The 24,620-nt window shown below is 65.5% G+C and carries 23 protein-coding genes; 3 read left to right on the top strand and 20 right to left on the bottom strand.

The features are described from left to right. Positions 1 to 79: 79 nt before the first annotated feature. The 3 genes from TVC13_RS14570 to TVC13_RS14580 form a co-directional block, all read right to left on the bottom strand. Positions 80 to 1,411, bottom strand: coding sequence for an MFS transporter (locus tag TVC13_RS14570; protein WP_422401904.1), 1,332 nt, complete (start codon positions 1,409 to 1,411; stop codon positions 80 to 82). Between the two features lie 84 nt (positions 1,412 to 1,495). Then, positions 1,496 to 2,548, bottom strand: coding sequence for a Gfo/Idh/MocA family protein (locus TVC13_RS14575; protein WP_422401905.1), 1,053 nt, complete (start codon positions 2,546 to 2,548; stop codon positions 1,496 to 1,498). Continuing rightward, on the bottom strand, positions 2,545 to 3,282 hold the full coding sequence (locus TVC13_RS14580) for a GAF and ANTAR domain-containing protein (protein ID WP_422401906.1): 738 nt from the start codon (positions 3,280 to 3,282) through the stop codon (positions 2,545 to 2,547). The genes TVC13_RS14575 and TVC13_RS14580 overlap by 4 nt, the downstream gene beginning before the upstream one ends. Positions 3,283 to 3,598: 316 nt before the next feature. On the opposite strand from TVC13_RS14580, the gene TVC13_RS14585 reads away from it, so the two are divergent. Then, complete coding sequence (locus TVC13_RS14585; RefSeq protein WP_422401907.1) at positions 3,599 to 4,018, top strand: hypothetical protein; 420 nt, start codon at positions 3,599 to 3,601, stop codon at positions 4,016 to 4,018. Between the two features lie 70 nt (positions 4,019 to 4,088). Here the strand turns inward: TVC13_RS14585 and TVC13_RS14590 are convergent, their stop codons facing one another. From TVC13_RS14590 to TVC13_RS14620, 7 genes are all read right to left on the bottom strand, one after another. Next, entirely contained in the window at positions 4,089 to 5,084 is a 996-nt protein-coding gene (locus tag TVC13_RS14590; RefSeq protein WP_154578326.1) for an ABC transporter substrate-binding protein, read from the bottom strand. Between the two features lie 110 nt (positions 5,085 to 5,194). After that, entirely contained in the window at positions 5,195 to 6,850 is a 1,656-nt protein-coding gene (locus tag TVC13_RS14595; RefSeq protein ID WP_422401908.1) for a bifunctional 3-(3-hydroxy-phenyl)propionate/3-hydroxycinnamic acid hydroxylase, read from the bottom strand. Then, positions 6,847 to 7,602: an HpcH/HpaI aldolase family protein gene (locus TVC13_RS14600; protein ID WP_422401909.1), complete on the bottom strand. Its 756-nt coding sequence runs from the start codon at positions 7,600 to 7,602 to the stop codon at positions 6,847 to 6,849. The genes TVC13_RS14595 and TVC13_RS14600 overlap by 4 nt, the downstream gene beginning before the upstream one ends. Beyond that, complete coding sequence (locus TVC13_RS14605; protein ID WP_422401910.1) at positions 7,599 to 8,051, bottom strand: nuclear transport factor 2 family protein; 453 nt, start codon at positions 8,049 to 8,051, stop codon at positions 7,599 to 7,601. Before TVC13_RS14605 ends, TVC13_RS14600 begins: the two co-directional genes overlap by 4 nt. After that, positions 8,044 to 8,862 (bottom strand): 2-keto-4-pentenoate hydratase, encoded by an 819-nt coding sequence (locus tag TVC13_RS14610; protein WP_422401911.1) that lies wholly within the window; start codon positions 8,860 to 8,862, stop codon positions 8,044 to 8,046. The genes TVC13_RS14605 and TVC13_RS14610 overlap by 8 nt, the downstream gene beginning before the upstream one ends. A gap of 5 nt (positions 8,863 to 8,867) precedes the next feature. Next, positions 8,868 to 9,734: an alpha/beta fold hydrolase gene (locus tag TVC13_RS14615; RefSeq protein ID WP_422401912.1), complete on the bottom strand. Its 867-nt coding sequence runs from the start codon at positions 9,732 to 9,734 to the stop codon at positions 8,868 to 8,870. After that, entirely contained in the window at positions 9,731 to 10,675 is a 945-nt protein-coding gene (locus TVC13_RS14620; protein ID WP_422401913.1) for a 3-carboxyethylcatechol 2,3-dioxygenase, read from the bottom strand. The genes TVC13_RS14615 and TVC13_RS14620 overlap by 4 nt, the downstream gene beginning before the upstream one ends. A 206-nt stretch (positions 10,676 to 10,881) precedes the next feature. On the opposite strand from TVC13_RS14620, the gene TVC13_RS14625 reads away from it, so the two are divergent. Next, the gene (locus TVC13_RS14625; protein WP_422401914.1) at positions 10,882 to 11,835 is read left to right on the top strand and encodes an alpha/beta hydrolase; all 954 of its coding nucleotides are present in this window, start codon (positions 10,882 to 10,884) and stop codon (positions 11,833 to 11,835) included. A gap of 73 nt (positions 11,836 to 11,908) precedes the next feature. Here TVC13_RS14625 and TVC13_RS14630 read toward each other — a convergent pair whose 3' ends face one another. The 9 genes from TVC13_RS14630 to TVC13_RS14670 all read right to left on the bottom strand — a co-directional run bounded on the left by TVC13_RS14630 (position 11,909) and on the right by TVC13_RS14670 (position 21,317). Further along, positions 11,909 to 13,096 (bottom strand): TerC family protein, encoded by a 1,188-nt coding sequence (locus tag TVC13_RS14630; RefSeq protein ID WP_422401915.1) that lies wholly within the window; start codon positions 13,094 to 13,096, stop codon positions 11,909 to 11,911. A 182-nt stretch (positions 13,097 to 13,278) separates the two neighbouring features. Continuing rightward, complete coding sequence (locus TVC13_RS14635; protein WP_422401916.1) at positions 13,279 to 13,902, bottom strand: nucleotidyltransferase family protein; 624 nt, start codon at positions 13,900 to 13,902, stop codon at positions 13,279 to 13,281. A 100-nt stretch (positions 13,903 to 14,002) separates the two neighbouring features. Continuing rightward, complete coding sequence (locus TVC13_RS14640; protein ID WP_422401925.1) at positions 14,003 to 14,302, bottom strand: DUF4193 domain-containing protein; 300 nt, start codon at positions 14,300 to 14,302, stop codon at positions 14,003 to 14,005. Positions 14,303 to 14,420: 118 nt separating this feature from the next. Next, entirely contained in the window at positions 14,421 to 17,042 is a 2,622-nt protein-coding gene (locus tag TVC13_RS14645) for an MMPL family transporter (RefSeq protein WP_422401917.1), read from the bottom strand. A gap of 36 nt (positions 17,043 to 17,078) precedes the next feature. Continuing rightward, positions 17,079 to 17,690 carry a TetR family transcriptional regulator gene (locus tag TVC13_RS14650; protein ID WP_422401918.1) on the bottom strand — a complete coding sequence of 204 codons (612 nt, stop codon included), beginning with the start codon at positions 17,688 to 17,690 and terminating at the stop codon, positions 17,079 to 17,081. Between the two features lie 132 nt (positions 17,691 to 17,822). After that, positions 17,823 to 18,206 carry a YtxH domain-containing protein gene (locus TVC13_RS14655; protein WP_422401919.1) on the bottom strand — a complete coding sequence of 128 codons (384 nt, stop codon included), beginning with the start codon at positions 18,204 to 18,206 and terminating at the stop codon, positions 17,823 to 17,825. 104 nt (positions 18,207 to 18,310) lie between these two features. Then, entirely contained in the window at positions 18,311 to 18,715 is a 405-nt protein-coding gene (locus TVC13_RS14660; protein WP_422401920.1) for a DUF779 domain-containing protein, read from the bottom strand. Beyond that, positions 18,715 to 19,734 (bottom strand): alcohol dehydrogenase AdhP, encoded by a 1,020-nt coding sequence (gene adhP / locus TVC13_RS14665; RefSeq protein WP_422401921.1) that lies wholly within the window; start codon positions 19,732 to 19,734, stop codon positions 18,715 to 18,717. The genes TVC13_RS14660 and adhP overlap by 1 nt, the downstream gene beginning before the upstream one ends. A 59-nt stretch (positions 19,735 to 19,793) precedes the next feature. Beyond that, the gene (locus TVC13_RS14670; RefSeq protein WP_422401922.1) at positions 19,794 to 21,317 is read right to left on the bottom strand and encodes an aldehyde dehydrogenase family protein; all 1,524 of its coding nucleotides are present in this window, start codon (positions 21,315 to 21,317) and stop codon (positions 19,794 to 19,796) included. Positions 21,318 to 21,508: 191 nt separating this feature from the next. On the opposite strand from TVC13_RS14670, the gene TVC13_RS14675 reads away from it, so the two are divergent. After that, complete coding sequence (locus TVC13_RS14675; protein ID WP_422401923.1) at positions 21,509 to 23,170, top strand: DHA2 family efflux MFS transporter permease subunit; 1,662 nt, start codon at positions 21,509 to 21,511, stop codon at positions 23,168 to 23,170. On the opposite strand, the gene TVC13_RS14680 is transcribed toward TVC13_RS14675, so the two are convergent. Further along, the gene (locus TVC13_RS14680) at positions 23,167 to 24,495 is read right to left on the bottom strand and encodes a GAF domain-containing protein (protein ID WP_422401924.1); all 1,329 of its coding nucleotides are present in this window, start codon (positions 24,493 to 24,495) and stop codon (positions 23,167 to 23,169) included. The genes TVC13_RS14675 and TVC13_RS14680 overlap by 4 nt on opposite strands. Between the last annotated feature and the right edge of the window lie 125 nt (positions 24,496 to 24,620).

Genomic DNA, 24,620 nt, shown 5'->3' on the forward strand with positions numbered 1-24,620 from the left:
CGCCCCGACCCCCCCCCCCCCCCGCCACCGCCCGCCCCCCCGGGGGGCTGCCGGCCTTTGCTGTGTGGTCGGATGGAGCTTAGTGCGGAACCGGGACCTTGGCGGCGGCTCCGCGCAGCACGGGAGCACCGAGCATGGAGATGACGACGGCGCCCAGAGCCATGGGAATGACGAAGAGGAAGTACAGGTCCCCGGGGGTCCATCCCCCGTCGATCAGCCCGCCGGCCAGGATCGGGGAGACAATCGCGCCCACGCGGCCCATGCCGATCACCAGTCCCAGCGCGGTGCCGCGGACCTCGGAATCGTAATAGGTGGGGCTAATCGCCAGCATGCCGGCGATCGGGGCGTTGGAGCCAAAGCCCACCAGTGCGGCGGCAAACAGTGCCAGTCCCAGCGAACCTTCCGTGGAGTTGGCGAACACCACGAAGGTGGCGGCACCGACCACGAAGAACACTGCCAGGACCCGGCGCATGTCATAGCGTGCACCGAACACGCCCAGCACCACGGCACCGGTGATGGCGCCGACGCTGAAGAGCACACCGGCGTTGATGCCGTCCTGGGCGCTGAAGCCGCTGGCAGTGATCAGCTTGGGGGTCCAGGAGTTCGCGAAGTAGAAGCTGGCCATCAGGATGAAGTACGCCAGGGAGAGCAGGATGGTGCGGCGGGCGTTCACGCCGGTGAGCACGTCGGCGAAGCGGGATTTCTTCTCGCCGCGCGGTGCCGGTTCGGGCAGTTCCGCCACCGGTTCCTGGCCAATGCTGCGCAGGGTCTTGTTGATGCGTTCCAGTGCGTTGGCCGGACGGCGGACGGAGAGGTAATCGATGGATTCCGGCAGCACCTTGAGCACCATCGGAATCATGATCAGTGTGGCAAGGGCACCGAAGAGGAATGCCGAGCGCCAGCCGAAGGAGGAGATCAGCACGCCGGTCACCAGTCCGCCCAGCACGCCGCCTACGGGCTGGCCGATGCTGACGATTGCCAGTGCGGTGGAGCGGCGCTTGGCGTTGGAGAACTCGGAGGCGAAGACGTTGATGGTGGCCTGAAGGGTGCCGATCGCGACGCCGGTGACCAGGCGCAGGGCCAGCAGCACCTCATAGGACGGAGCGAACACGGAGGCAAACATGCCCGCTGCGACGACGCAGACGCCGATCAGCAGCGTCTTCTGGCGGCCGATCACGTCGGCGATGGTGGATACAAAAATGGAGCCCACAGCCATACCGACCAGAGCCGCGCTGAGCAGGAAACCAAGCTCGGCGCCGTTGAGGTCCCATTCCGCTGAAACAGCGGAAGCGCTGAAGGCCATGACCAGGACGTCGAAACCGTCGATCATGTAGAGGGCTGTACAAATTGCAATGATTCCGACTTGCCGCCGGCTCAGGGTGGAATCTTCGATCCGGTCTTTGAGGTGCATTCCTCAAATGCTAAACGAGATGAGGACCACAACGTGATTTCGGTCGCGCCGGTTCGGGCTGGTTACGCGGCAGCCGCTGGAGAATCAGATTCCGGCATGGATCTGCCGTATAATTTCCAGCCCCCGCAGCGAATCCGCCGGGTCAACCGGCAGGGGTCCGCCCTCCCGGACAGCCGCGGCCAGGGCCCCGTAAAAGTCCTGGTAGCGGCCGGCTTCGGTGGGCACAGCGCTATTGGAAGCAGCAGTTCCCAGCACTCCCCAGCCGGCCGGCTCCTCTTCCCCGTATCCCGCATCCCCGGGGAGCATCCCTGCGTCCAGCTGGGCTTCCTGCGGGTCGACCCCGTGCTTGGTCCAGGCAGCTTTTGACCCGGTAACCCGGAACCTCTCCCCCGGCTGCGGCGCCAGGGAGTTCATCCACAGGTGGGACTGAACTCCCGAGGCATGCTGCAGGACCACAAACACGTCATCGTCGGGTCCACCGGCCTCCCGCCTGGAGCGGATTTCGGCGTAGGCAGGCTCGGCAGGTCCGAAGAGCTGCAGGGCCTGGTCGATCAGGTGCGGACCCAGGTCAAAAAGGATTCCGCCGCCGTCGTGCGCCCCTGCCTCCCGTTTCCAGGCTTTGGTGACGGCCGGCTTGAAGGATTCCATCCGCGACTCGAAACGGGTCACTGCGCCCAGCTCGCCGCGCTCGAGCAGGCCTTTGAGAGTCAGGAAGTCCCCGTCCCAGCGCCGGTTCTGGAAGACGGTCAGCACCTGCCCTGCTGCCGCTGCCGCGGCCATCAGCTGCCGGGCCGCCTCCGGGGAATGCGCAAAGGGCTTGTCCACGACGGCGCCGAGTCCGGCTTCCAGCGCCGCGAGGGCCAGCGGGGTGTGCGTTGCGGGCGGGGTGCTGATGACGGCCAGGTCCAGGTCCGCGGCCAGGTCCAGGGCAGCTTCAGCCGTGGGCACGACGGCGGCCGCCGGGTACGCGGTTTGGGCCGCTGCCGCACGGGCCGGGTCGGACGTGACGATCACATCCAGTGAGTACCGCGGATCCGCCTCCACCAACGGCGCATGGAAGACCTTTCCTCCGAGACCGTAGCCAAAAAGAACGGTGCGAAGGCGGTTGCCTCCGGCCTGCCGGCCCGCGGCCCTCATGAGGTCTGAAAGTGTGTTTCGGCGGGCGCGCCGTTGAGCTTGGCCACGATTTCCCCTGCCAGCACCTTCAGCTTCAGGTTTCGGCTGTTGGAGGCGCGTTTCAGTGTTTCGAATGCCTCGCTCTGGGAACAGCGGTTCTGCCCCATGATGATGCCGATCGCCAGGTCTATGTCTGTCCGGGACTGCAGCACGGTCTGCAGGTCCTCCACTGTGGTGGCCCGCTGGGACATCCGCACGGCCAGCCGCAAAGCCATCGAAGCTTCTTCCGCGTAGGTGCGCGCAACCCGCTTGAAGTCCTCGTCGAAGGTGTTCTCCGAACGGGAGTAGAGATTCAGCGCTGCCCGGGCATGGCCTTCAAGGGTGAGCGGCACGGCGTAGATAGACCGCATGCCCTGGGCCACAACGTGCTGCATGTACTCCGGCCAGCGCTCGTCGGCGGAGGTGTCCGGAACGTCCACTGCCTCGTGGACACGGAGCGCGTGGAGGCAGGGGCCGTCGTCGAACGCATACTGCATTTCATCCATTTCCAGCGCGGCACTTTCGCTGCTGGCAACCGTATAGCTGTGGCCGCGGGAACGCTGCAGCGTGATACCGCAGTACACGGTGCCCCGGGAGGAGAGGGAAGAGGCGCTGAGCCGGGCCAGCTGCTGCAAAAACTCCAGTACATCTTCGTGGTGGATCAGCAGGTCCTGCAGCTGTGCTGCGGTGGCAGTCGCAGACCTCAGGTCGTCCATAGTGCAATGTTCCTTTTCGGGCCCCTGTGAACCGCACTGTGCGCCCACGATTGTCGTGTCAGAGCTTAGATACTACGATATCGGGATACGGTCAAGACGCGGCCACGGCTTCTGCACCCCTTTACGGAGTTATCGATGGGCCTGCCGGCGCACTTGCCGATCTGCCACCATTGCGGCGTTGACGACTATCTAATCTACGAGTTCTACACCGCTCCCACCCCCGACGGTCCGGGCGTTGTGAGCTACACCTGCTCGGCATGCGAGACCTTCGCCGGGCACGAGGTGCCCGCGGACTGGGCTCCACCCGGGTGGCGCGTTGGACACTGATTCGCCGTCCCCCGTCCCCGGAGGACTCGCCTTCCTGCTACGTGCCGCCGCCCATCTGTCAGCCGAAGCCAGCCGCATGTTCCTGGCGGACCTGCAGCTGACCGAAAGCTCTGTCCGTGTCCTGAAGGCCCTAAATGCTCCGGGAATGCCCGCAGCAAGGGTGGCACAGCTGACGCACCTCAGCCTGGACGAGGCGTCGTTCGCGCTGGCATCGCTTCACCGGGCCGGTTATGCACGGCCGCGCCGCCCCGGGAGGTGGGCCCGCACCGCCTCCGGCACGGCGATGGTGGAAGAACTCGCGGCGGTCCGCAGGAAATGCGATGCCCGGGCCGGAGAATTGGAACTGCGCCAGGCCCTCTACACACTCATCCGGTCCATGGAGGATGAAGGGATTCCCGAGCCTTCCTAGCCCCGAACGGGCACAGACACGGCTGCGGGGGGGGGGGGGGGCCCCCCGCCCCCCCCCCCCCCCGCTGGTGTTACTTGGTCCAGACGGTGGATTCAACATCGGGGCGTTTCTCCGTGACGCCGTGCTTCTCCATAAGATCCGCGAACTGCTTCAGGGCGTCCACGTCCAGTTCGGCGCTCCATGCAATGAAGTCGGTCTTCGCAGCTGCTTCCGGAGAGGTGCCCAGGACATCCGGAAGCAGGGCCCGCACCTCGTCCTGGTGTTCCTCGGCGTAGGCCAGCGTCTTGTCCAGGGCCGCCACGAAGCTTTCGATCACTTCGGGATCATCCCGGGTCAGGGCGCCGCTGGAGGCGATCACGAGCTCTGCCCCGCCCAGGTCGGCGTCCTGGATGAAGTCACTGATGACGCTGCCGCCGTCGGCAACGATCTGCTGCATGAAGGGAGGACCGGCCATACCGGCGTCGATCTGGCCGCTCTCCAGCTGGGCCCCAACCTCGTTGAAGCCAAGCTGTACGAAGGTGACCTTGTTCGGGTCGCCGCCGTCGAGCTCCACGGCCTCCCGGATGCCGATCTCGCCGATGCTGCCCAGGGCATTGATTGAGACTGTCTTGCCTTCGAGGTCCCGCGCGCTCTTGATGTCCGAGCCCGGGCCCACCAGGACCGACACTGAGTCCTCCACGATGTCGGGGCGGTTGGCCGCATAGCCGGAAATGATCTTCAGGTCCAGGCCCTGGGCGGTCGCAATCAGCGGCGTCGTGGGGCTGGCAAGCATAAAGTCGAGGCTTCCGGAGCTCAGGGAAGGCAGCTGCGCGGCGCTGCCCTGGCCCAGCAGGAGCTCCAGGTTCAGGCCTTCCTCTTCGAAGTATCCCTTGTCAATACCGAGCTGGATGGCGCCGACGGCGGAGGACGGGAAGAGCCCGATCGTCACGTCCCGGAGGTCCGAGTTGCCGGATCCTGCAGCGGCAGCGGTGCTCTCTCCCCCGGAGATGGAGCCTGAAGCACAGCCGGTGAGGGCCAGGGCGAGCAGGGCGCCGGCTCCGAGCAGGCGCGTGGTCTTGGTGTTCATCTGGTTCTCTCTTCTTTGAGGGAACGAAACGCGGGTGCGGCGGCCGTGGCTGGCCGGCGCGGTGCGCTCGTCAGTGCGTGTGGTTGGTTTCGCAGGCGGAGCTGCCACCGTTAGGCGGTGGCGGCTGCCCTCTCACGTGCGGGGCGCAGGTGCGCCTTCAGGAAGATCGTCCGCAGTGTGCTGTCCAGGTCCTGGGCGAGGCATTCCGCGGCAATAACGTGGTCCGGGCGCACTACGACGGCGGACACCGGCCGGGCATGGAACCAGGACTTGAGTACCCCTGCAGGGTCTCCCAGCACAGTGACCCCGGCGGTTGCATTCGCGGCGGCCCAGTTCAGCTGGGCGGAAGGCACCAGCTGGACCAGGGAAGCGTCCAGGTCAACCAGGCGCGCCTGGGTATCCGGGCTGAGGAACTTTGCCGGGTCGTTGTTCCAGACAAATACCCGCCACCCGGCGCTGACTGCATCATCCAGCAGGATGCCGGCTCCCCTAGAGCCCTCAACACGCGGCTGCGGGAACAGTGTTCCTGCTCCGGGAACAGCACCGTCCTCCACGGGCACGGATTTCGACACCGTCCACGGTGAGGTCAGGACTACACCCCTGGTGTACTTCGGCATCGGCTTGAAACCCTGTCCCGAGATGTAGGACTTGAGCTTGGGCAGGCGGTCGATTACGGCAGCAGCACTGTCCCGCACGGCCGAGGTGACCTTGCTCCGGTTAGTCACCACTTTGGACATGCCAACGGAGAGGTCCACCATGGCCTTGACGTGGTCCCGGCGTTCTTCGGCGTAGGTGTCCAGCAGCTCCTGGCCGGCCAGGTCCCGGACTACGGCCGTGAGCTTCCAGCCGAGGTTGAGCGCGTCCCGGATGCAGGAGTTCCAGCCCTGGCCCGCAACGACGGGCATGACGTGCGCTGCGTCGCCGGCAAGCAGTACCCGGCCGTCGCGGAAGCGGTCAGCGATTCGGGCGTGGTGTTCATAGACCCGGCGCCGGATGATCTCCAGCTTGGACGGGTCGGCGACGTGGTCCCGCAGGAGCTTATGCAGGAACTCGTCGCTTTCAACCAGCGCATCGTCCTCGCCTTCCAGGAGCATAAACTCCCAGCGGCGGATGCCGTGCGGCAGGCTGAGGGTGGCGTAGCCGCGGTTGGGGTCGCCGCCGAAGACTGCGTGCGGTGTGCCGAGCGGATCATTGGCGACGTCGATGACGAGGCCGCGCTGCTGCCGGGTCTCACCGGTGAAGGGGATGCCGAGCTTCTGCCGGGTGAAGGACCGTCCGCCTTCGCAGCCCACAACGTAGGCCGCACGGATGGTGGATTCCTGTCCCTGCGAGCGGACGGTGACGGTAACGCCGTCGCTGTCCTGGACCAGGTCCACCGCTTCGGTGCCCATCCGCACATCTACGCTGTCAAAGCGCCGTGCCCCGTCGAGCAGGACGGCGTCGACCAGCGGCTGCACAAAGCCGTTGCGCCGGGGCCAGCCGAACTCGCGGGTGGTGGGGTTGATCCCGGCAATCACTTTGCCCGAGCCGTTGACGATGCGGATCTGCTGGTCCGGGACGGTGTGCTCGAGCACTTTGTCCACGAGCCCCAGTCCCTGCATGGCCCGCAGCGATTCATCGTCAATGCCGACGGCGCGGGGATAGTCGATCAGCTCGTCCCGGGCCTCGATAAGCACGGTCGAGACGCCGTTTTGCCCCAGCAGGTTCGCAAGGGTGAGGCCGGTGGGCCCGGCGCCGATAATCAGGATGTCGGCCTGTTCCGTCATGATTGTTCCTCCAAAGCCGCATCCAGGGCTGCCACGGTTGCCCGGGCCTGCTTTCCCATAAACATCAAGTCGATTCCTATGCCAACGAAGTCCAGTCCGGTGCTGCGGATTTGTGCAGCCGCGAACGCCGGATCGCTGCAGTACAGCCCCAGCCGGACACCCGCCGCGCGGGCTGCCGCGGCAACCTTTTCGATCCCCTCGGCGACGGGGCCATCGGCCCAGTCCGCGCGGCCGGGGAGTCCGTAGGAGACCGCGAGGTCCGCCGGGCCGATGTAGACGGCGTCGACTCCCTCCACGGCGAGGATCTCCGCGGCGGCATCCACGCCGGCTGCGGTTTCAATCTGCACTATCGCTGCGACGGCGGCGTTGCCGGCCGCGCAGTAGTCCCCACCGGAGTAGAGTCCGGGCCGGCTGGGGCCCAGGCTGCGCCGGCCCAGCGGCGGGTACTTCACTGCGGCGACGAGCTGGCTGGCCTGATCCGCGGTTTCGATGGTTGGTGCCACAATGCCGCGGGCGCCGCTGTCCAGGAGCCGTCCGATCGCGCCGGATTCGAGTCCGGCGGCGCGGGCGAAGATGTGTGCGTTGCCGCGGGGAATGGCACGCAGCATTGTGCAGGCGTTCTCCAGTCCCACTTCACCGTGCTGCAGGTCGATCATGAGCCCGTCGTAACCAGCGTCGAGCGCGGCTTCCACCACTGAAAGCGAGGCAGTTGCCACATGCATAATCACAGGCACGGAGGCGGAGGAACTCACTGCTTTCCTCCTGCGGCCAGCCGCTGTGCGTGCGCAGCAGCGTTGGCGCCGCCGAAGATCGGGGCGATTTCCCGCCGGTGGATCAGCCAGCGGCCCTCCTGCTCCACGTACTGCTCGCGGAACTCGCCGACGCTGGCCGGCAGCAGCGGATCAGGCTGGCTGTCTCGGAAGGTCATGTAGTAGGTGGTCCCGCAGAGGACGCCGTCCACAAAAGCCAGGCGGGTGCCGCCGGAGAAATGCCGGACGAGCCCGGCATCAACCTGAATTCGGCGCTCGCCCCAGGCCTTGATGGCCTCGCGGCCCTCCATCGTTCCCAGCGGGCCGGTGGAAACTGCGTCCGGGGCATAGAGGGTGTAAAGCTGGTCTGCCTGTCCGTGGTCCAGCAGCCAGTGGTGTTCGGCTACGAGCTGTTCGATCTCAGCCCGGATTTCGGGGGTAACCCTACGCATCTGCGTTCTCCTTGGTGCTCAGGGTGGCCTGGACGGATCCGAAGCCGTGGGAGTACTCGGCCCGGTAGGTGACGTCCGTGTCCCAGTCCACGATCATGCCGATGGAACCGGAGAGCAGGATCTCCCCGGCCAGCAGCGGCTTGCCTACCCGCAGTGAGGTTTCGGCCAGCCAGGCAATCGCGTTGATCGGGCCCTTCAGGACATTGCGGCCCACACCGCGGGTGACTTCCTCGTCCCCGCGGTAGAGGACCATCTCCACCTCGTCCAGGTCCACTTCTTCATAGCTCTTGCGGACGGCGCCCAGGACAACGCCCTCGCAGGCGGCGTTGTCTGCCACGGTGTCCAGGATTGACATGCCGTAGTTGTGGTAGCGGCAGTCCACCAGCTCAATGGCGGGTGTCACGTAGTCGATGGCGGCTTTGATGCTGTCCAGGTCTGAACTGAGCAGGTCTTCCTTCAGGACGAACGCGATCTCGGCTTCGATCTTGGGCTTGATGAAAGCGGAACGGGGACGCACTGTTCCGCTCTCGAAAACCATGTCCTCCAGGATGATTCCGTAGTCCGGCTGGTCCACTCCGGCTTTGGCCTGGACCATAGGGTTGGTGAGTCCAACCTTGCGGCCTACCCGCCGAAGACCGGCTTCCTGGACCCGGCGGGCGGTGTTGAGTTCGGATATTGCGTAGGCGGCGTCGAGGTCTCCGTCCGCCAGGTGGTTGCGGATGAAGTCGATCGGGCGCAGGGCCCGGCGGGCTTCATAGAGTTCGTCGGCCAGCATCTGGACAGTGCCGGCGGCAGCTGTGGTTTCGGTCATTCGGGTCACCCCTTTCGGGCGAGGAAATCAAGGGCACGTTCGTTAAAGGCCGAGGGGTTTTCCCACTGCGGCCAGTGCGCGGCATTGCGGATAAGCAGCAGTTCGCCGTCCGGTATGGCGGCGGAAAATTCTTCACCGGTCTCCACTCCCCCGGAGGGCTCATGGTCAGTCCAGACCAGCAGGGCGGGAACGGTCAGGGCTGCGTAGTCCTCCACGGTGACCCGGTTGCGGAAGCGGATCTCCGGGTTCTGCAGCGCGAGGATGTGGCTCATGGACCTGGCGAAGCCGTCGCGGCTGTAGACCGCCCGGCGCATCTGCACCAGCTCATCGGTGATGAGCGCCGGGTCATGGATGACCACCTGCAGCCGGGCCTTGACGTTCTCGAAGGTCGGGTCCTCGACGGCGTTGCGGCTGACGGATCGTGTCTTGCCGATCGCCGAAGGAGGCATGACCTGCCCGCCGGGCGCGCTGAGAATCAGGGTCTTGACCCGGTCCGCGTGCTTCTGGGCAAACTTCAGGGCAATCCAGCCGCCCAGCGATTCGCCGCACAGGTGCACCTGGTCCAGACCGAGTTCGTCCAGCAGACCAAGCAGATGCTGTTCGTAGTCCGGAATCTCAAGGTCGGCGCCGGCGAGGGTCGAGAACCCGTGTCCGGGATAGTCGTAGGCAAGGACGGTGTATTCCCCCGCCAGAGCACGGATGTTCTGGGTAAAGGCTTCCAGGTGTCCGCTCGTGCCTGCCATCAGGACGATCGTGTCTTTTCCCTGGCCAACACTCAGCACACGGGTACGGCAGCCCCCCACGTCGACGTAACGGAGCTGGTGCGGCAGGTCACCGATCTCCTGCCACAGCGTCCGCATTTCCCAGCTCACGAAGGGCCGTCCGTCTTGGCGGCCACAACGCCGAAGCCCGCACCCCAGGTCTCCACCGGCCAGTAACGGTCCACTGCGAAGCTGTAGCTGCCGGCCGTGGCCAGCGCACTGAATGCTGCGATCCAGGTGCGGACCTCGTGGGCGCCGCTGCCACCCTCGGCGTGGAACCACTCGTTGGTCCAGGAATCCACCACGGAAAGGTCGCCTGCACGGAAGGCGTCCAGGACCTTGTTGTCCCACTCGGCGTTCAGGGGCTGTGTGGTGGCTTTGCCCTCTGCGAACTTGCGGATGTTGGCGATCATGGTCGATTCCTTGACGTCACGCTGTTCCGGGGTCATCTCGAAATGGATAAGGCGTTCCTGGACCTCTTCCGGAGCGCCGTCCCAGACGGGAATGGGCGGGTTGTGGGAGAGACCCCCGGAGGCAAAGATCAGGACCTTGCGGTCCAGCTTGGCGGCTGCGCGTCCCACGGCTTCACCGAAAAGGCGGACGCGGTTCATGGGTGTGAGGGGAAGTCCGACGGAGTTCACGAAGATCGGCACGAAGGGGTTGGTGAACCCGTGTCCGTACACAAACTCCAGGGGCTGCAGGACACCATGGTCAACCTGCAGCCGCTCTGAGCGGGCAATGTCGATTCCGTCTTCGAGAATGAGCCGGTGCAGCTCCCGCGCTGCGTCGCTGTCTACCGGAAGCGGACCGGCCGCGGTACCCCAGTCACCCACTCCTGTTGCCTGCGCACCTACGCAGAAGGGCGGCATCATCTCGTACATCACGCCGTTGAAATGGTCCGGACCCAGGGCGATGGTGATGTCCGGAGCGAAGTCCTCCACGAAGTCGCGGACCTCGTCAATGGCCGAGTTGATCTCGGCAAACACGGTCCCGCCCGGATCCACATTTCCGAAGGAGGGGGCATGGGACATTGCGGCCACTGCAAGAGTCATTTGGGAATTCCCTTCAGGCCCGGGGGCCTTACGAATCTGGGTACAAGAGCAGAGGCTTTCTTGATTGCCTCGTCTAGAATAAGGATTCTAGTGAGTTCAATCACATCTGGCTAGAGGGTCTGTGTAATCGGCGTCACAAAGTACCCCAGGCCCGAAATGACAGGCGCAAGAGGCGGTCCGCCGTCTCCCGTCAGCAAAGGAAATACATGAGCACAAAGCTGGTTCCGCCTCCCTACGACCACGAGATTGCCCCGGTCTTCCAGGCCAGACATCCGGGCGGGACCTCATCCGCCGGCACCGGATCCCTCGCCGCGCTCCGGCAGGCGGCCTCCACCGGACCCGCCGTCCTGGAGCAGCTGGAACGCTTCCACCGCCGTGACGAACTTGTTCCGGCAAACGCGGGCGCAGCCGTGCCCGTCTCGGTGCTTCATCGCGGCAGCGCGCCTGCGGGCCCGGTCATCTTCCACACCCACGGCGGCGGAATGGTGGCCGGTGACCGGTGGAGCGGAATTACCCCGTTCCTGAAGTGGGTGGATGAGTTCGACGCCACGCTCGTCACTGTTGAATACCGGCTCGCGCCGGAACACCCAGACCCCACCCCGCGGGAGGACGCCTATACAGCCCTGAAGTGGGCCGCCCGGGAAACGGCTCGGGGACAAAAGCTCTTCATAGCCGGGCAGAGCGCCGGCGGGGGCATCACAGCCGGGCTTGCTCTCATGGCCCGGGACCGCGGCGGGCCCCGCATCGACGGGCAGCTGCTGCTCAGCCCGATGCTCGATGACCGGAACTCATCAGTTTCAGCCCGTCAGTTCGAGGGCACCGGCGGATGGGACCGGACGGCGAACACCTTCGGCTGGGATTCCCTGCTGGGTCCCGCCCGGGCACAGGGCACGGTCTCTGCCTACGCTGCCCCGGCCCGTGCAGCGGATCTTTCCGGACTCCCGCCCACCTTCCTTGAATGCGGGACCGCGGAGGTCTTTCGGGATGAGACGGTGGCGTATGCGAGCAGGCTCTGGGAGTCCGGCAATGACACGGAGCTGCATTTGTGGGCCGGCGGCTTCCACCGCTATGACCAGCTCGTTCCGGAGAGCGCCCTCTCTGAAGCAACCCTCGGCGCAAGGACCGGCTGGCTGCGGCGCCGGCTCAGGACTGATGCCTAGTTACGCCAAAAAGTTAAGCCAAAAAGGCCCTCCGCAGCACGATGGCTGCGGAGGGCTTTTTGAGCGGAATCAGCTACTTGCTGGAGTAGCGGGCATGCTCCTCATGGGCGCGGGCTACCTCGGCACGGATGTCCTCGATGTCCTTGACCTTGTCCCGGTACTTCTTGTCCATCTGCAGGATCTGCTTCTCTTCGTCGCAGAGGGCACGGTAGATGCGCTCCCGCTCGGACTCATCCGAGGTGTAGGAGAGGTCCAGGTAGTCGTTGGCGTGCCGGCGTGCGTTGTTCACGGCGGTTTGTGCCTTGCCGGCCGGGCTGACCAGCGAGGCTATGACGGTGACTACAAGGACGCCGATGATCACGCTCAGCGACAGGCCGGTGCTGACCTCGACCACTTCCACATGCTCGCCGTTGTTGATGAACCACAGGGTGTTCTCATGCAGCGCGTGCAGGACCAGCTTGACGCCGATGAAAGCGAGGATGGCTGCCAGGCCGTAGGAGAGGTAGATCAGGCGGTCAAGCAGGCCGTCGATCAGGAAGTAGAGCTGGCGCAGGCCCATCAGGGAGAACGCCGTGGCGGTGAAGACAATGAAGGTGTTCTGGGTCAGGCCGAAGATTGCCGGAATGGAGTCCAGCGCGAAGAGGATGTCCGTTCCGCCGATCGCCACCATGACCAGCAGCATGGGGGTCAGGACCTTCTTGCCGTTCTCCACAGTCATCAGCTTGTCGCCGTCGTAGTGATCGGTGGTGGGCAGCACGCGCTTGGCAATCCGGATGATGAAGTTGTTCGCCTCATCCTTCTCGCTGTCTTCGGGCTTGAGCAGGTTGCCGGCGGTGATCAGCAGGATCAGACCGAACAGGTAGAACACCCAGGAGAAGGAGTTAATCAGCGCTGCGCCCAGGAAGATGAATCCGGTACGGGCGATCAGGGCGAAGACAATGCCGAAGAGCAGGACCTTCTGCTGGTCCTCGCGGGGCACCCGGAAGGACGCCATGATGATCAGGAAGACAAACAGGTTGTCAACGGAGAGAGCCTTCTCCGTGATGTACCCCGCGAAGTACTCACCGCCCATGGTGACCCCGCCAAAGACGAGCACCAGGATGCCGAAGACGACGGCCAGTCCCACGTAAATGGAGGACCAGATGGCCGCTTCCTTCAGCGTGGGGATGTGCGCCTTGCGGATGTGGAAGAAGTAGTCAAAGGCCAGCAGGCCGAGGATGACGACGATCGTCACGCCCCAAATCAGGGGGGAAACTGTCATGGTGTCTCTGCTTTCGTAGGGTACGCCAAGGGACCGCAAGTCTCTCCGGCAGCCTCTGGCTGCCCGCTGGCCCCGGCCGGGCGTCGGTGCCCTACGTGTTGACGAGGTTCAGCGTGGGTGGATACTCCCCTACGAACCGTCAACTCTACCCGATCCGCACTGCGGGCTGCGACGGACACGGCCTATTCCTCCGGCCCGTGCATGCGCCGGCTGTCCAGCAGCGCCAGGTCTTCCGGTGTGTCGATGTCCCGTCCGTCGGTTTCCGGACCACACTCGACCAGGTCCACCAGCCCCGGATGCGCAGCGAGGAAAGAGCGTGCACCGGAATCACCCAGCGCCCCGGCAGCGGCCGCCCGGGCCAGCTGCGGGGCGAACAGCACGGGATGTCCCCGCATCAGGTTGCCGCCGGGCAGGCGGTAGGCCGCACAGGAGACGCGGGCCGGCGCGGAGCGGGCAATCAGCCGGGCAACAATCTCAGCATTCAGCCCCGGCTGGTCGGCCAGCGCCACGAGTACCGGTTCCCCGGGCGCCAGCGCCGTGGCTTCAGCAATGCCGGCCCTGAAGGAGGACCCCATGCCGGTCTCCCAGTCCGGGTTAACGACCACGTGTGATGCGGCGAGGTCTGCCTCTGCACGCACCCGTGCGGATCCTGCCCCCAGGACCACGATGACGCGGGCGCAGCCCCCGCGGCGCAGCTCGGCGGACAGGTGTTCCACCAGAGGGCGGCCTTGGTAGGGCAGCAGCGCCTTGGGGCCGCGGCCCAGCCGGACCCCTGCCCCAGCTGCCAAGAGGACTGCACTGACCATGCACCGAACAAAACCACACCGCCGCCCTTAACCACAACCGCCGCCCCCGGATTCACCGGGAGCGGCGGTTGTGGTTAAGGCCTTTGGGCGGCCGAGCTGCTTAGCCCTCGCAGTCCTTGCAGTACTTGGTGCCGTCCTTTTCAACGGCAAACTGGGACCGGTGGCGGACCAGGAAGCACGAGCCGCAGGTGAACTCGTCCTCCTGCGCCGGGACAACCCGGACCAGCAGTTCTTCGCTGGAGAGGTCCGCGCCGGGAAGTTCAAAGGCTTCGGCAGCCTCCGACTCGTCCACGTCCACTACGGCTGACTGCTTGTCGCTCCGCCGGGCCTGAAGCTCTTCGATTGAGGCGGTTCCGGCATCCTCTTCGACCTTGCGCGGTGCGTCGTAATCAGTAGCCATATTCAGGCTCACTCTCCAATGCTTGGTGGGGGGTGTGGGTCGGGACAGTGCACCCCGATGGTAACCGGTACTGCCTGCTGAGCAGGTCAGAAGCGCAACAAGTGTGACACATTTCGGCTCACCGTCCAGCCGAAGCAAGCTCCTGCTCCGCTTTGCCTGCTTCAGCAGCCTGCGTCCGGCCCATCAGCCTGGCCCCTTCAACATCCACATCGGGCAGGATCCGGTCCAGCCACTTCGGAATCCACCAGGCAGACTTGCCGAGCAGGTGCAGCACAGCCGGAATGAGGGTCATACGGATAACAAAGGCGTCCAGCAGCACGCCGATGGCCAGCGCAAAGCCGATCGGGCGGACCATCGTCAGGTGGGCGAAGATAAAGCCGGCGAACACGGAGACCATGATGATCGCGGCCGCCGTGACCACCCGGGAAGCATGGTCGAAGCCGCTCCGGACAGCCTGGCGCGGATCTTCGCCGTGCACATACGCTTCGCGCATGCCGGAGACCAGGAACATCTGGTAATCCATGGCAAGGCCAAAGAGCACACCGATGAGGATGATTGGCAGGAAGCTCAGCACCGCTCCGGGGTTGTGCACGTCAAAGACGCTGCCCAGCCAGCCCCACTGGTAGATCGCGACGACGGCGCCGAAGCTGGCGGCCAGGGAGAGCAGGAAACCGCCGGTGGCGATCAGCGGCACCAGGACGGAGCGGAAGACCAGCAGCAGCAGGACCAGGGACAGGCCCACCACAATCAGCAGGTACACCGGCATCGCGTCCATCAGCTTGTCCGAGACGTCAATGTTGATGCCGGTCTGACCGGTGATGGCGATCTCGACGCCGGTGGCATCCTTGATCTCGCCTGCGTCGTCGCGGATGGTGTGGACCAGGTCCTCGGTGCCTTCGGCTGCGGGGCCGCCTTCGGGAATGACCTGGAAAACAACCATGGTTCCGTCATCGCTGGTGGACGCGGGGACAACCGTGGTCACGTGTTCAAGTTCGCGCAGCGAGTCCGCCACCTCGTAGGTGAGGTCAGAGGCCTGGCTGTCCGAGAGCCCCTCCGGAAGGTACCCGACGACGATCACGGGTCCGTTGATGCCTTCACCGAAGCTGTCCCCCAGCCGCTGGTAGGCCTGGTAGGCGGTGGAGTCCACCGGCTCCGATCCGCCGTCGGGCAGGCCCACACGCAGCGAGCCGGCTGGAATGGCCATCGTGCCGAGCAGCAGCACGCTGAGGATCACGGTGATTACGGGGTGGTTGGTGACGAGCCTGCCCCAGCGCCGCGGGCTGCCGTTTTCCTTGTGCTCCGCGGCTGCAGCCTGGTCCCCGGGCGTCAGCGCGGCGTGCGCGGCCGGGGGTTTGATGCCCGCCTTGGCCCATGTCTTCTTCGAGAGGATGCGGTTGCCGATGAATCCCAGGAAGGCGGGTGTCAGCGTCAGTGCGACGAGGATGGCCATGGCCACGGTGCCGGCTGCCGCAAGTCCCATTACGCTGAGGAACGGCAGGCCGGGGACGGCGAGCGCGGCCAGCGCGATCACCACGGTCAGACCGGCGAAGAGCACCGCGTTGCCGCTGGTGCCGGTGGCCACGCCGGCGGATTCCTCCAGCTCCATCCCGTGCAGCAGCTGGGTGCGGTGCCGGTTGATGATGAACAGGGAGTAGTCGATGCCCACGGCAAGGCCCAGCATCAGCGCCAGCATCGGGGAGATGGAGGTCATTTCCACGACGCCGGTGAGGGCCATGGTGGTGCCGACTCCGGCGGCCACACCGACGATCGCCATCAGCAGCGGCAGCCCGGCGGCCACCAGCGTGCCCAGCATCAGGATAAGGACGACGGCGGCGACGGCCACACCAACCGCCTCAGAGGGGCCAAAGAGGGAGGAGACGTCCTCCACAATTTCCTTGCTGTAGAAGACCTGGACTCCGGAATCAGTGATCCGGTTGGCGGTGTCCTGGACTTCCTGGCGCTGTTCGGGGGTGACGGAGTAGGACTGCTCCTGGAACTGGACCTCCGAGAAGGCGGTAACGCCGTCTTCGGAAACGAACCGCAGCCCGTCCGTGGCTTCAGCCATGCGCTGTGCGTCCAGCAGTTCCTGTTCACCCTGGGCCAGCTGGTCAACGCCGTCGTCATAGGCGGCCTGCTGTTCGGCAAGCTGCGCTTCGCCGGCAGCCAGCTGCTCTTCCTGCGCACTGAGCTGTGCCCGGATTGCTTCTGCCTGCTGCACCTGCCCGGCGGCTTCGAGCTGGTCAGCCTGCAGCTGCGCCAGCGAAAGCTGCTCGCGGCCGGCAGCCAGCTGCGCTGCGGCGGCGTCGAGCTGCGGCTTGCCCGCCTCCAGCTGTGCCCGCGCGGCGTCCAGTTCGGCCTGCCCGGCGGAGAGCTGCTCTCCGCTGCCGTCCAGCTGGGCCTGCATTTCGAAGGGATCGCTGACCGATTTCAGGAAGTCCAGGCCGTTCAGCTCCGCCACGGTCTCCGTGACAGCCTGGCGTTCAGCCTCGGTAAACGCCTCTCCCGATTCGGTTTCGAAGACAATCCGCCCGGATCCGCCGGCGGCATCCGGTACCCGCTCACGCAGCTCGTCCAGGACCCGCTGGCTTTCTGAACCGGGGATGGTGAAGTTGTTCGACGTCGGCGCGCTGAAAGCAGCGAACGCCCCGCCGATGCCGAGCAGCAGCACGAGCCAGGAGCTCAGGAACCACCAGCGGTGCCGGAAGCTGAATTTACCGAGCCGGTAAAGCAGGGATGCCATGGAATGTCTTTCTTTGAGCGGGCGGGTTTATGCGGTCTAGCGGCTGAAGCCGTCACGGAGGAATCCGATGGCTTCGGTAAAGAGTTCTTCGAGCAGCTTCAGGGTCTGCGGGTTGATCTCGCCCTGGGTGCGGCGCTGCCATTCGGCAAATGCGCTGCGCCCGCACGCCAGGACGGCGGCTACGAGCGTTCCGGTGTAGAACGGGTCCGTGTCCTGCCCCAGACGGGTGCGCAGGGAGTCCACGATGCGGTGTTCGGCGTGGTCCCACGCTTCGAGGTGGACCCGGGCCATGTCTGGATGCTCTTCGGCGAGCCCGTGAAGCTCCGCCATGACGGCCAGGTTCGCCGGGTCAGCGGGCTGGGAGAGGGCCTTGAGCATCGAGTCAACGATGTTTTCGTCGTGCGGACGGGCCTGGAAGTGTCCCAGCACTCCGTCCAGGAAGTCCTCCATGGCGACGTTGAGGGCCGCGGAGGTGCTGGGGAAATAGTTGAAGAAGGTGCGCCGGGAGATTCCGGCGGCCTCTGCAATGTCATCGATGGTGAACTGGCCGGCGCCTTTGCTGCGGACCAGTTCCAGCGTGGCATCGGCGATTGCCCGGCGGGTCGCCGTCTTGTTCTGCTCCCTGCGGGAAACCTGCTGCTCAGTCACATCGCTACACTATGTGCAAGTTTGCACGAGAGGCAAATTTGCGGAATGCGGAAATCAGCACAGCGAAATGCCCGCCCCGGGCTTCCTGGGCGGGCATCTCACTGGAGGGGAGCCTCGGCTCCCGTTTATGTACTAGCGGCCGTCGGGCTGGGGACGTGCCGGGTCCATTGTGGATCCGCCGCCGGAGGTGTGGGAGCGGTCGGCCGGATTGGCCGTTCCCGCAACCGTGGACGAACCGTTGGAGCTGCCCGAAGACGGCGCTCCGGAGCCACCGCCGGAGGCGCTGTCCTTTGCGTGCGCGGCAGCATCCTTAGCCGAGGAGGCAGCGTCCTTGGCGGCGCCGGTGACCTTTTCCTGCAGTCCCGGAACCTTTTCCTTTGCCCAGTCAGTGCCCTGGCTTACGGTGTCCTGCACTTTGGGGTCGTTCCACAGGGACATAATCTTCTCCCGGCCGGCCTTGGAACCAATCAGGTAGCCGACACCGATCCCTGCCAGAAAAGTCATCTTCTTAACCATGGTGTTCCTCATTCCCGCCCCGCTCGAGGCATCATGATGTACCGTCCAATCCTTTCCGGCCAGCGGCCGGAAAGGGATTAAACAGCAACCTTACTACTTGAGGCCTATCCGGGCACATCCAGGAGCCTGGACCGGATCAGGAAACGTTTTCCTTCCGGAGCTTCCAGGGAGAATCCGCTCCCCCGGCCGGTCACGACGTCGACCGTAAGGTGCGTGTGCTTCCAGTACTCAAACTGTTCGGCGGACATCCAGAACCCGATGTCCTCGCCGTCCAGGTCGAAGACACCCAGCAGCACGTCTGCTTCGGAGGTGATGAAGTCCCCCTCGGGATAGCACATGGGCGAGGAGCCGTCGCAGCATCCGCCGGACTGGTGGAACATCAGCGGCCCGTGCTGCTGCTTCAAGGCCCTGAGCAGGGCCTGTGCGGCGGGCGTCAGCCCCACCCGGGAAGATGTCTCCCCGGGCAGGGCCGGCGCAGCATTCAGGACTTGTCCTGTGACCTGGTCCATCAGTACTGGACCACCACCCGTCCGTCGATCCGGCCGGCGGCAAGTTCGTCCAGGACGTCGTTGATGTCCTCCAGCGGACGGGTCGAGACCTTCGGGTGGATGAGGCCGCGGGCGTAGAAGTCCAGGGCCTCAACCATGTCCTGGCGGGTGCCGACGATCGAACCGCGGATTGTCAGGCCCTTGAGCACGATGTCGAAGATCGGTGCCGGGAAGTCCCCCGGCGGCAGGCCGTTGAAGACGATCGTTCCGCCCCGGCGGGCCATCCCGATGGCCTGCCCGAAGGCTGAGGGATGCACGGCCGTGACCAGCACGCCGTGGGCTCCCCCGGTCTGTGCCTGGATTGCCTCGACCGGATCCTCGTTCAAGGCATTGACCGTGACCTCGGCCCCGAATTCGCGTGCCAGCGCCAGCTTGTCCTCGGCGATGTCCACGGCCGCGACCCGCAGCCCCATTGCCTTGGCGTACTGCACGGCGACGTGCCCCAGCCCGCCGATACCGGAAATGACGACCCACTGTCCCGGCCGGGCCTCGGTCATCTTCAGCCCCTTGTAGACCGTGACGCCGGCGCAGAGAACGGGTGCCACCTCCACCGGATCCGCACCTTCGGGAATGTGGGCCGCGAACTTCTCGTCCACCAGCATGTACTCCCCGAATGACCCGTTGACGCTGTAACCGCCGTTCTGCTGCTGCTCGCACAGAGTCTCCCAGCCCGTGCGGCAGTACTCGCAGACCCCGCAGGCGGACCACAGCCAGGCGTTGCCCACTATGTCCCCTTCCTTCAGCTCGGTCACACCTTCGCCGAGCGACACTACGCGGCCCACCCCTTCATGCCCGGGAATGAAGGGCGGGCTGGGCTTCACCGGCCAGTCCCCCTGGGCAGCATGCAGGTCCGTGTGGCAGACCCCGGTTGTCATGAGCTTGACCAGGACCTGCCCCGGCCCGGGGGTCGGAACATCGTTATCTCCTACGGTGAGCGGTTCACCCAGGGTGTTTACGACTGCGGCCTGCATGTGTTCCATGTCGATCTCCTTGTTTGGGGTGGTCCTGCTGGGGGGACTGGCAGGTGGAACCGGGCTGTCTAGAAGAAGCCCTGCTTGGATTCGGCGTAGCTGACCAGCAGGTTCTTGGTCTGCTGGTAGTGGTCCAGCATCATGGCGTGGTTCTCGCGTCCGATGCCGGAGGACTTGTAGCCGCCGAACGCCGCGTGCGCAGGGTAGGCGTGGTAGTTGTTCACCCAGACGCGCCCGGCCTGGATATCCCGCCCGGCACGGTAGGCCGTGTTGCCGTCCCGGGACCAGACGCCTGCGCCCAGGCCGTAGAGGGTGTCGTTTGCAATGGAGAGCGCCTCGCCGTAGTCGGAGAACCGGGTCACCGATACCACCGGCCCGAAGATCTCTTCCTGGAAGATGCGCATGTTGTTGGTGCCTTCAAAGACGGTGGGCTCAACATAGAAGCCGCCGGCCAGGTCGCCGTCGAGCATGTTGCGCTTTCCGCCGGCGAGGACTTTGGCGCCTTCCTGCCCGGCAATGTCCATGTAGGAGAGGATCTTTTCCAGCTGGTCGTTGGAAGCCTGCGCTCCCACCATGGTGTTGGTGTCCAGCGGGTTGTCCTGCACCATGGCTGCGGTGCGGGCCAGGGCATCGGACATAAAGGAGTCGTAGATGGAGTCCTGGATCAGGGCACGCGACGGGCAGGTGCAGACTTCGCCCTGGTTCAGGGCAAACATGTTGAAGCCCTCCAGCGCCTTGTCGTAGAACGCGTCATCCCGGGCAGCTACATCGCCGAAGAAGATGTTCGGGCTCTTGCCGCCCAGTTCCAGCGTCACCGGGATCAGGTTCTGGCTGGCGTACTGCATGATCAGGCGGCCGGTGGTGGTTTCACCGGTGAAGGCGATCTTGCGGATCCGCTTGGAGGACGCCAGCGGCTTGCCGGCCTCCACCCCGAAGCCGTTGACGATGTTCAGGACGCCGGCCGGCAGCAGGTCAGCGATCAGTTCGGCCAGCACCAGGATGGACGCCGGGGTCTGCTCTGCAGGCTTGAGCACGACGGCGTTGCCTGCGGCGAGCGCCGGCGCAAGCTTCCAGGTGGCCATCAGAATGGGGAAGTTCCACGGGATGATCTGGCCCACGACGCCCAGCGGCTCGTGGAAATGGTACGCCGTGGTGTTGTCATCGATCTGGGAGAGGGTGCCTTCCTGGGCGCGGATGGCCCCGGCGAAGTACCGGAAGTGGTCCACGGCCAGCGGCATGTCCGCTGCCAGCGTTTCCCGGACCGGCTTGCCGTTGTCCCAGGTTTCGGCGACGGCGAGCAGCTCGAGGTTTTCCTCGATCCGGTCGGCGATGCGGTTCAGGATGTTGGCCCGCTCCGCCACGGAGGTCTTGCCCCAGGACGGAGCTGCCTTGTGCGCTGCGTCGAGGGCCAGGTCGATGTCCTCGGAGGTACCGCGGGCCACTTCGCAGAAGACCTTGCCCGTCACGGGTGAAACGTTCTCAAAGTAACCGCCCTTGACCGGGGCGACCCATTCTCCGCCGATCCAGTTCTCATAGCGGGGCTTGAATGAGACAAGTGCCTCGCCCTGTCCGGGCTGCGCGTATACGGTCATGACTTGTTTGCTCCTCATTTTGAGCGTTGGTACACGACCTCGGTGTCGTGTCCGTCGGTGCGCCGAACACTACGCAGGCAGACGTAGCATCTGCGTAGCAGGGACGTTCGCGGACCGTCTGGCGGCCCGCCCATAGCGGGTTTATGGTTACCTAGGGCAATTTCTTAGTAATCGAGATATAAGGAAAGCTAATGACTTCCGAACTTCCGGGCAGCGGCACCGAACCGCCCAGCCGGTACCTCCGCTACCGCTGGTGGGGCCTGCTCGCCATCAGCCTGGGCGTGGCCATGATCATCATGGACGCCACCATCGTGTCCGTGTCCGTACCGTCGATCGTCGGGGACCTCGGGATCTCCAGCACCGAGATCCAGTGGGTGCAGGAAATCTACACTCTGCTCTTCGCCGCGCTGCTGCTGACCTGGGGCCGGATTGCGGACCGGGTGGGCCGGCGGCGGATCATGCTGATCGGCGTCGTTCTCTTTGTCGCTGCCTCGGTCCTGTGCGCACTCGCCGAATCCGGCGGCGTCCTGATCCTGGGGCGTGCGATACAGGGCCTGGGCGGCTCAATGATCCTGCCCACCACCCTCGCGCTGCTGAATGCGAACTTCCAGGGCCGGGACCGCGGGATTGCCTTCGCGGTCTGGGGTTCCACTATTGGCGGCATGGCTGCCATCGGCCCGCTGGTGGGCGGCTGGCTAACCGAGAATGCCAGCTGGCGCTGGGCCTTCGGCATCAACATTCCGGTGGGTGTGCTGGTGGTAGCCGGGCTGCTGCTGTTCGTAGCGGAATCCTCGGAAGCCGTTACCGGTGCCGCCCAGCGTCTGGACCTCGGTGGCGCCGCGCTGTCCATCCTGGGCTTCGGTGCACTGGTCTTCGGCCTGATCGAGGGCCGAAGCTACGGCTGGTGGAACGCCGCCGAGGACGCACCGTTCCAGGTTGGGTCCCTCTCCCCCGTGCCGGTGGCCTTTGCAGTGGCCGTGGCGGCACTGGTGGGCTTTGTACTGCTTGAGCGGTCGCGGACCGCAGCCGGCAAAGGCGTGATCCTGGACCTCTCCCTGTTCCGCATCCCGTCCTTTGCCAACGGCAACGTGACTGCCCTGATTGTGAGCTTCGGCGAATTCGGCCTGATCCTGTCCCTTCCGCTGTGGTTCCAGAACGTGCTGGGCTACACCGCTTTCGAAGCCGGCCTTGCCCTGCTTCCCCTGGCTGCCGGCTCCTTCCTCGCCTCCGGCGGCGTTGCGTCACTGGCACGGAAGTACAGCCCGGTCGTGGTGGTACGGATGGGCCTGGCCCTGGAAATCCTCTCCATTGCCGCGCTTGCCCTGCTGATCCGCCCGGACAGCACCGCCTGGCTCACCTCCCCGATCCTGCTCTTCTACGGCATCGGCGTCGGCCTGGCCACCGCCCAGCTAACCTCGGTGATCCTGGCCGAAGTCCCGCTCGCCAAGAGCGGCCAGGGTTCCGCCACGCAGAGCACCGCCCGGCAGACCGGTTCGGCACTGGGCATCGCAGTCCTGGGAACGGCGTTCTTCACGACGCTGCGCACCGGAACCGAGAACCAGGTCGCAGACGCGGTGGCCGGCGCGCCCCAGCTGGCCGGTGCCGTTGATTCGGTCAACGCCACTTCCGGCGGCAGCATCGCCGCACTGGCCGCCGATCCACAGACTGCGTTTATCGCCGACGCCGCCCGGGACGCCATGACCAGCGGTGCCTCGCTGGCCGGCTGGATCGCGGCCGGCGCCCTGCTCATCGGATTCCTGACCAGCCTGCGGATCAAACCCGTCATCGGACCGCAGGCCGGCGAGCCGGCCGGTGTGCGGGCCCCGGAGCCGGGCGGAGAAGCCCGCTCCTAGGCCAGCTCCCGTTCGATCCGCTGCAGCCCCGCGACTATGCCCGCCCGGCGCGGGGAGCGCGGAGGCAGCAGCTGCAGTGCCAGCCGCCACGCCTCGGCGTCGTTCGCTGCTTCGTCGAGCCGAAGATACTGCAGCACTGTCTCGATCCCGGCCTCACCCAGGACAGCCTCGCGCAGTTCAGCGCTCAGGCCCCGTCTCAGTTCCACAATGCCGGGGGCCTGCGAATGCGGCAGCACGGGTCCTTTGTAGATATTCAGGGCCAGCCGGTGCGCGCCGCGGGACAGGCAGGCGCGGACCTGGCCGGCGTCGAGCACCAGGTCCGCGGGCAGCCGGTAGGGCCGTGACTCCGGAACGATCCGGGCTGAGGACATACGGGCGAGGAGCCTGCGCAGCCGCAGCATTTCGGCACGGACGCTGCCCACCGACGCTTCCTCCGGATAGGCCAGCACTGCGAGTTCTTCTGCGGTCAGGCCGCGCGGATGCAGGGCGAGCAGGGTCATGAGTTCCGAATGCCGCTGGCTGAGCTGCAGCCGGATTCCGTCCACGCACAGGTCTGCGGTATCCGTCCCCAGGACCTGCAGGCTGTCCTGGTACAGGCTTGGCCGGGGAGTCCGGGCGGACGTGCCGCGGCGTGCGGGGCGTGTCCCGCTGAGCTGGAGGCGTTCAACGCGCAGCTGCGCAGTGGCCGCCGCTACGGCCGCTTGAACCAGGGCCAGGGTGTGCACGGCAACCGCTTCTTCCTTGCCGGTGATGTCCACTACGCCCAGCACGCTTCCGGATTCCGGATCCTGGACCGGGACCGCGGTACAGGACCACGGGTGCACCTGGGGACTGAAATGCTCGGCGCCGGCGATCTGCACGCTGCGGCCCGTGGCCAGCGCCGTGCCGGGTGCACTTGTGCCCACGGCGTTCTCCGACCAGTCCGCACCGGGCATAAACATCATGTTCTCAGCCCGGCGCAGCAGTTCCGGGTCTCCGTCCACCCAGAGGAGCCGGCCCAGCTGGTCCCCCACAGCCACCAGCAGCCCGGTATCCCGGCCCGGCTCCACCAGAAGCCGTTGTATCACGGGCATGATGGAGGCCAGCGGATGCGACTGCCGGTACGCAGCCAGCTCGGCGCCTTCAAGGACCAGGGCGGATCTGGCGGCGTCGGGATCAGGGTGGTGCCGCAGGGACCGCTGCCAGGATTCGCGGACTCCGGGGCGGAGTACGTCGAGGACTTCCCCCTGGGAACGCAGGCTTTCGTGAGCCCGCCAGGCATCCCGCTGAAGTGTTTCAGGGCTCCGGAAGACCCTGCCCTGCAGAGCACTGGAAGACTGCCGCACCGTCCAACCTATCTGCGTTGATAAGGAGACCGTTCATACCGGGGTGCGGATGCCTGTTCTGCACCACTGGTCCCGGGCAGACAGCGGCCTGGCTCTTATACACAAATCCGACCCCACCAGCCTAG

This window comes from Arthrobacter sp. 3Tela_A (assembly GCF_049311025.1).
Taxonomy (GTDB): domain Bacteria; phylum Actinomycetota; class Actinomycetes; order Actinomycetales; family Micrococcaceae; genus Arthrobacter_B.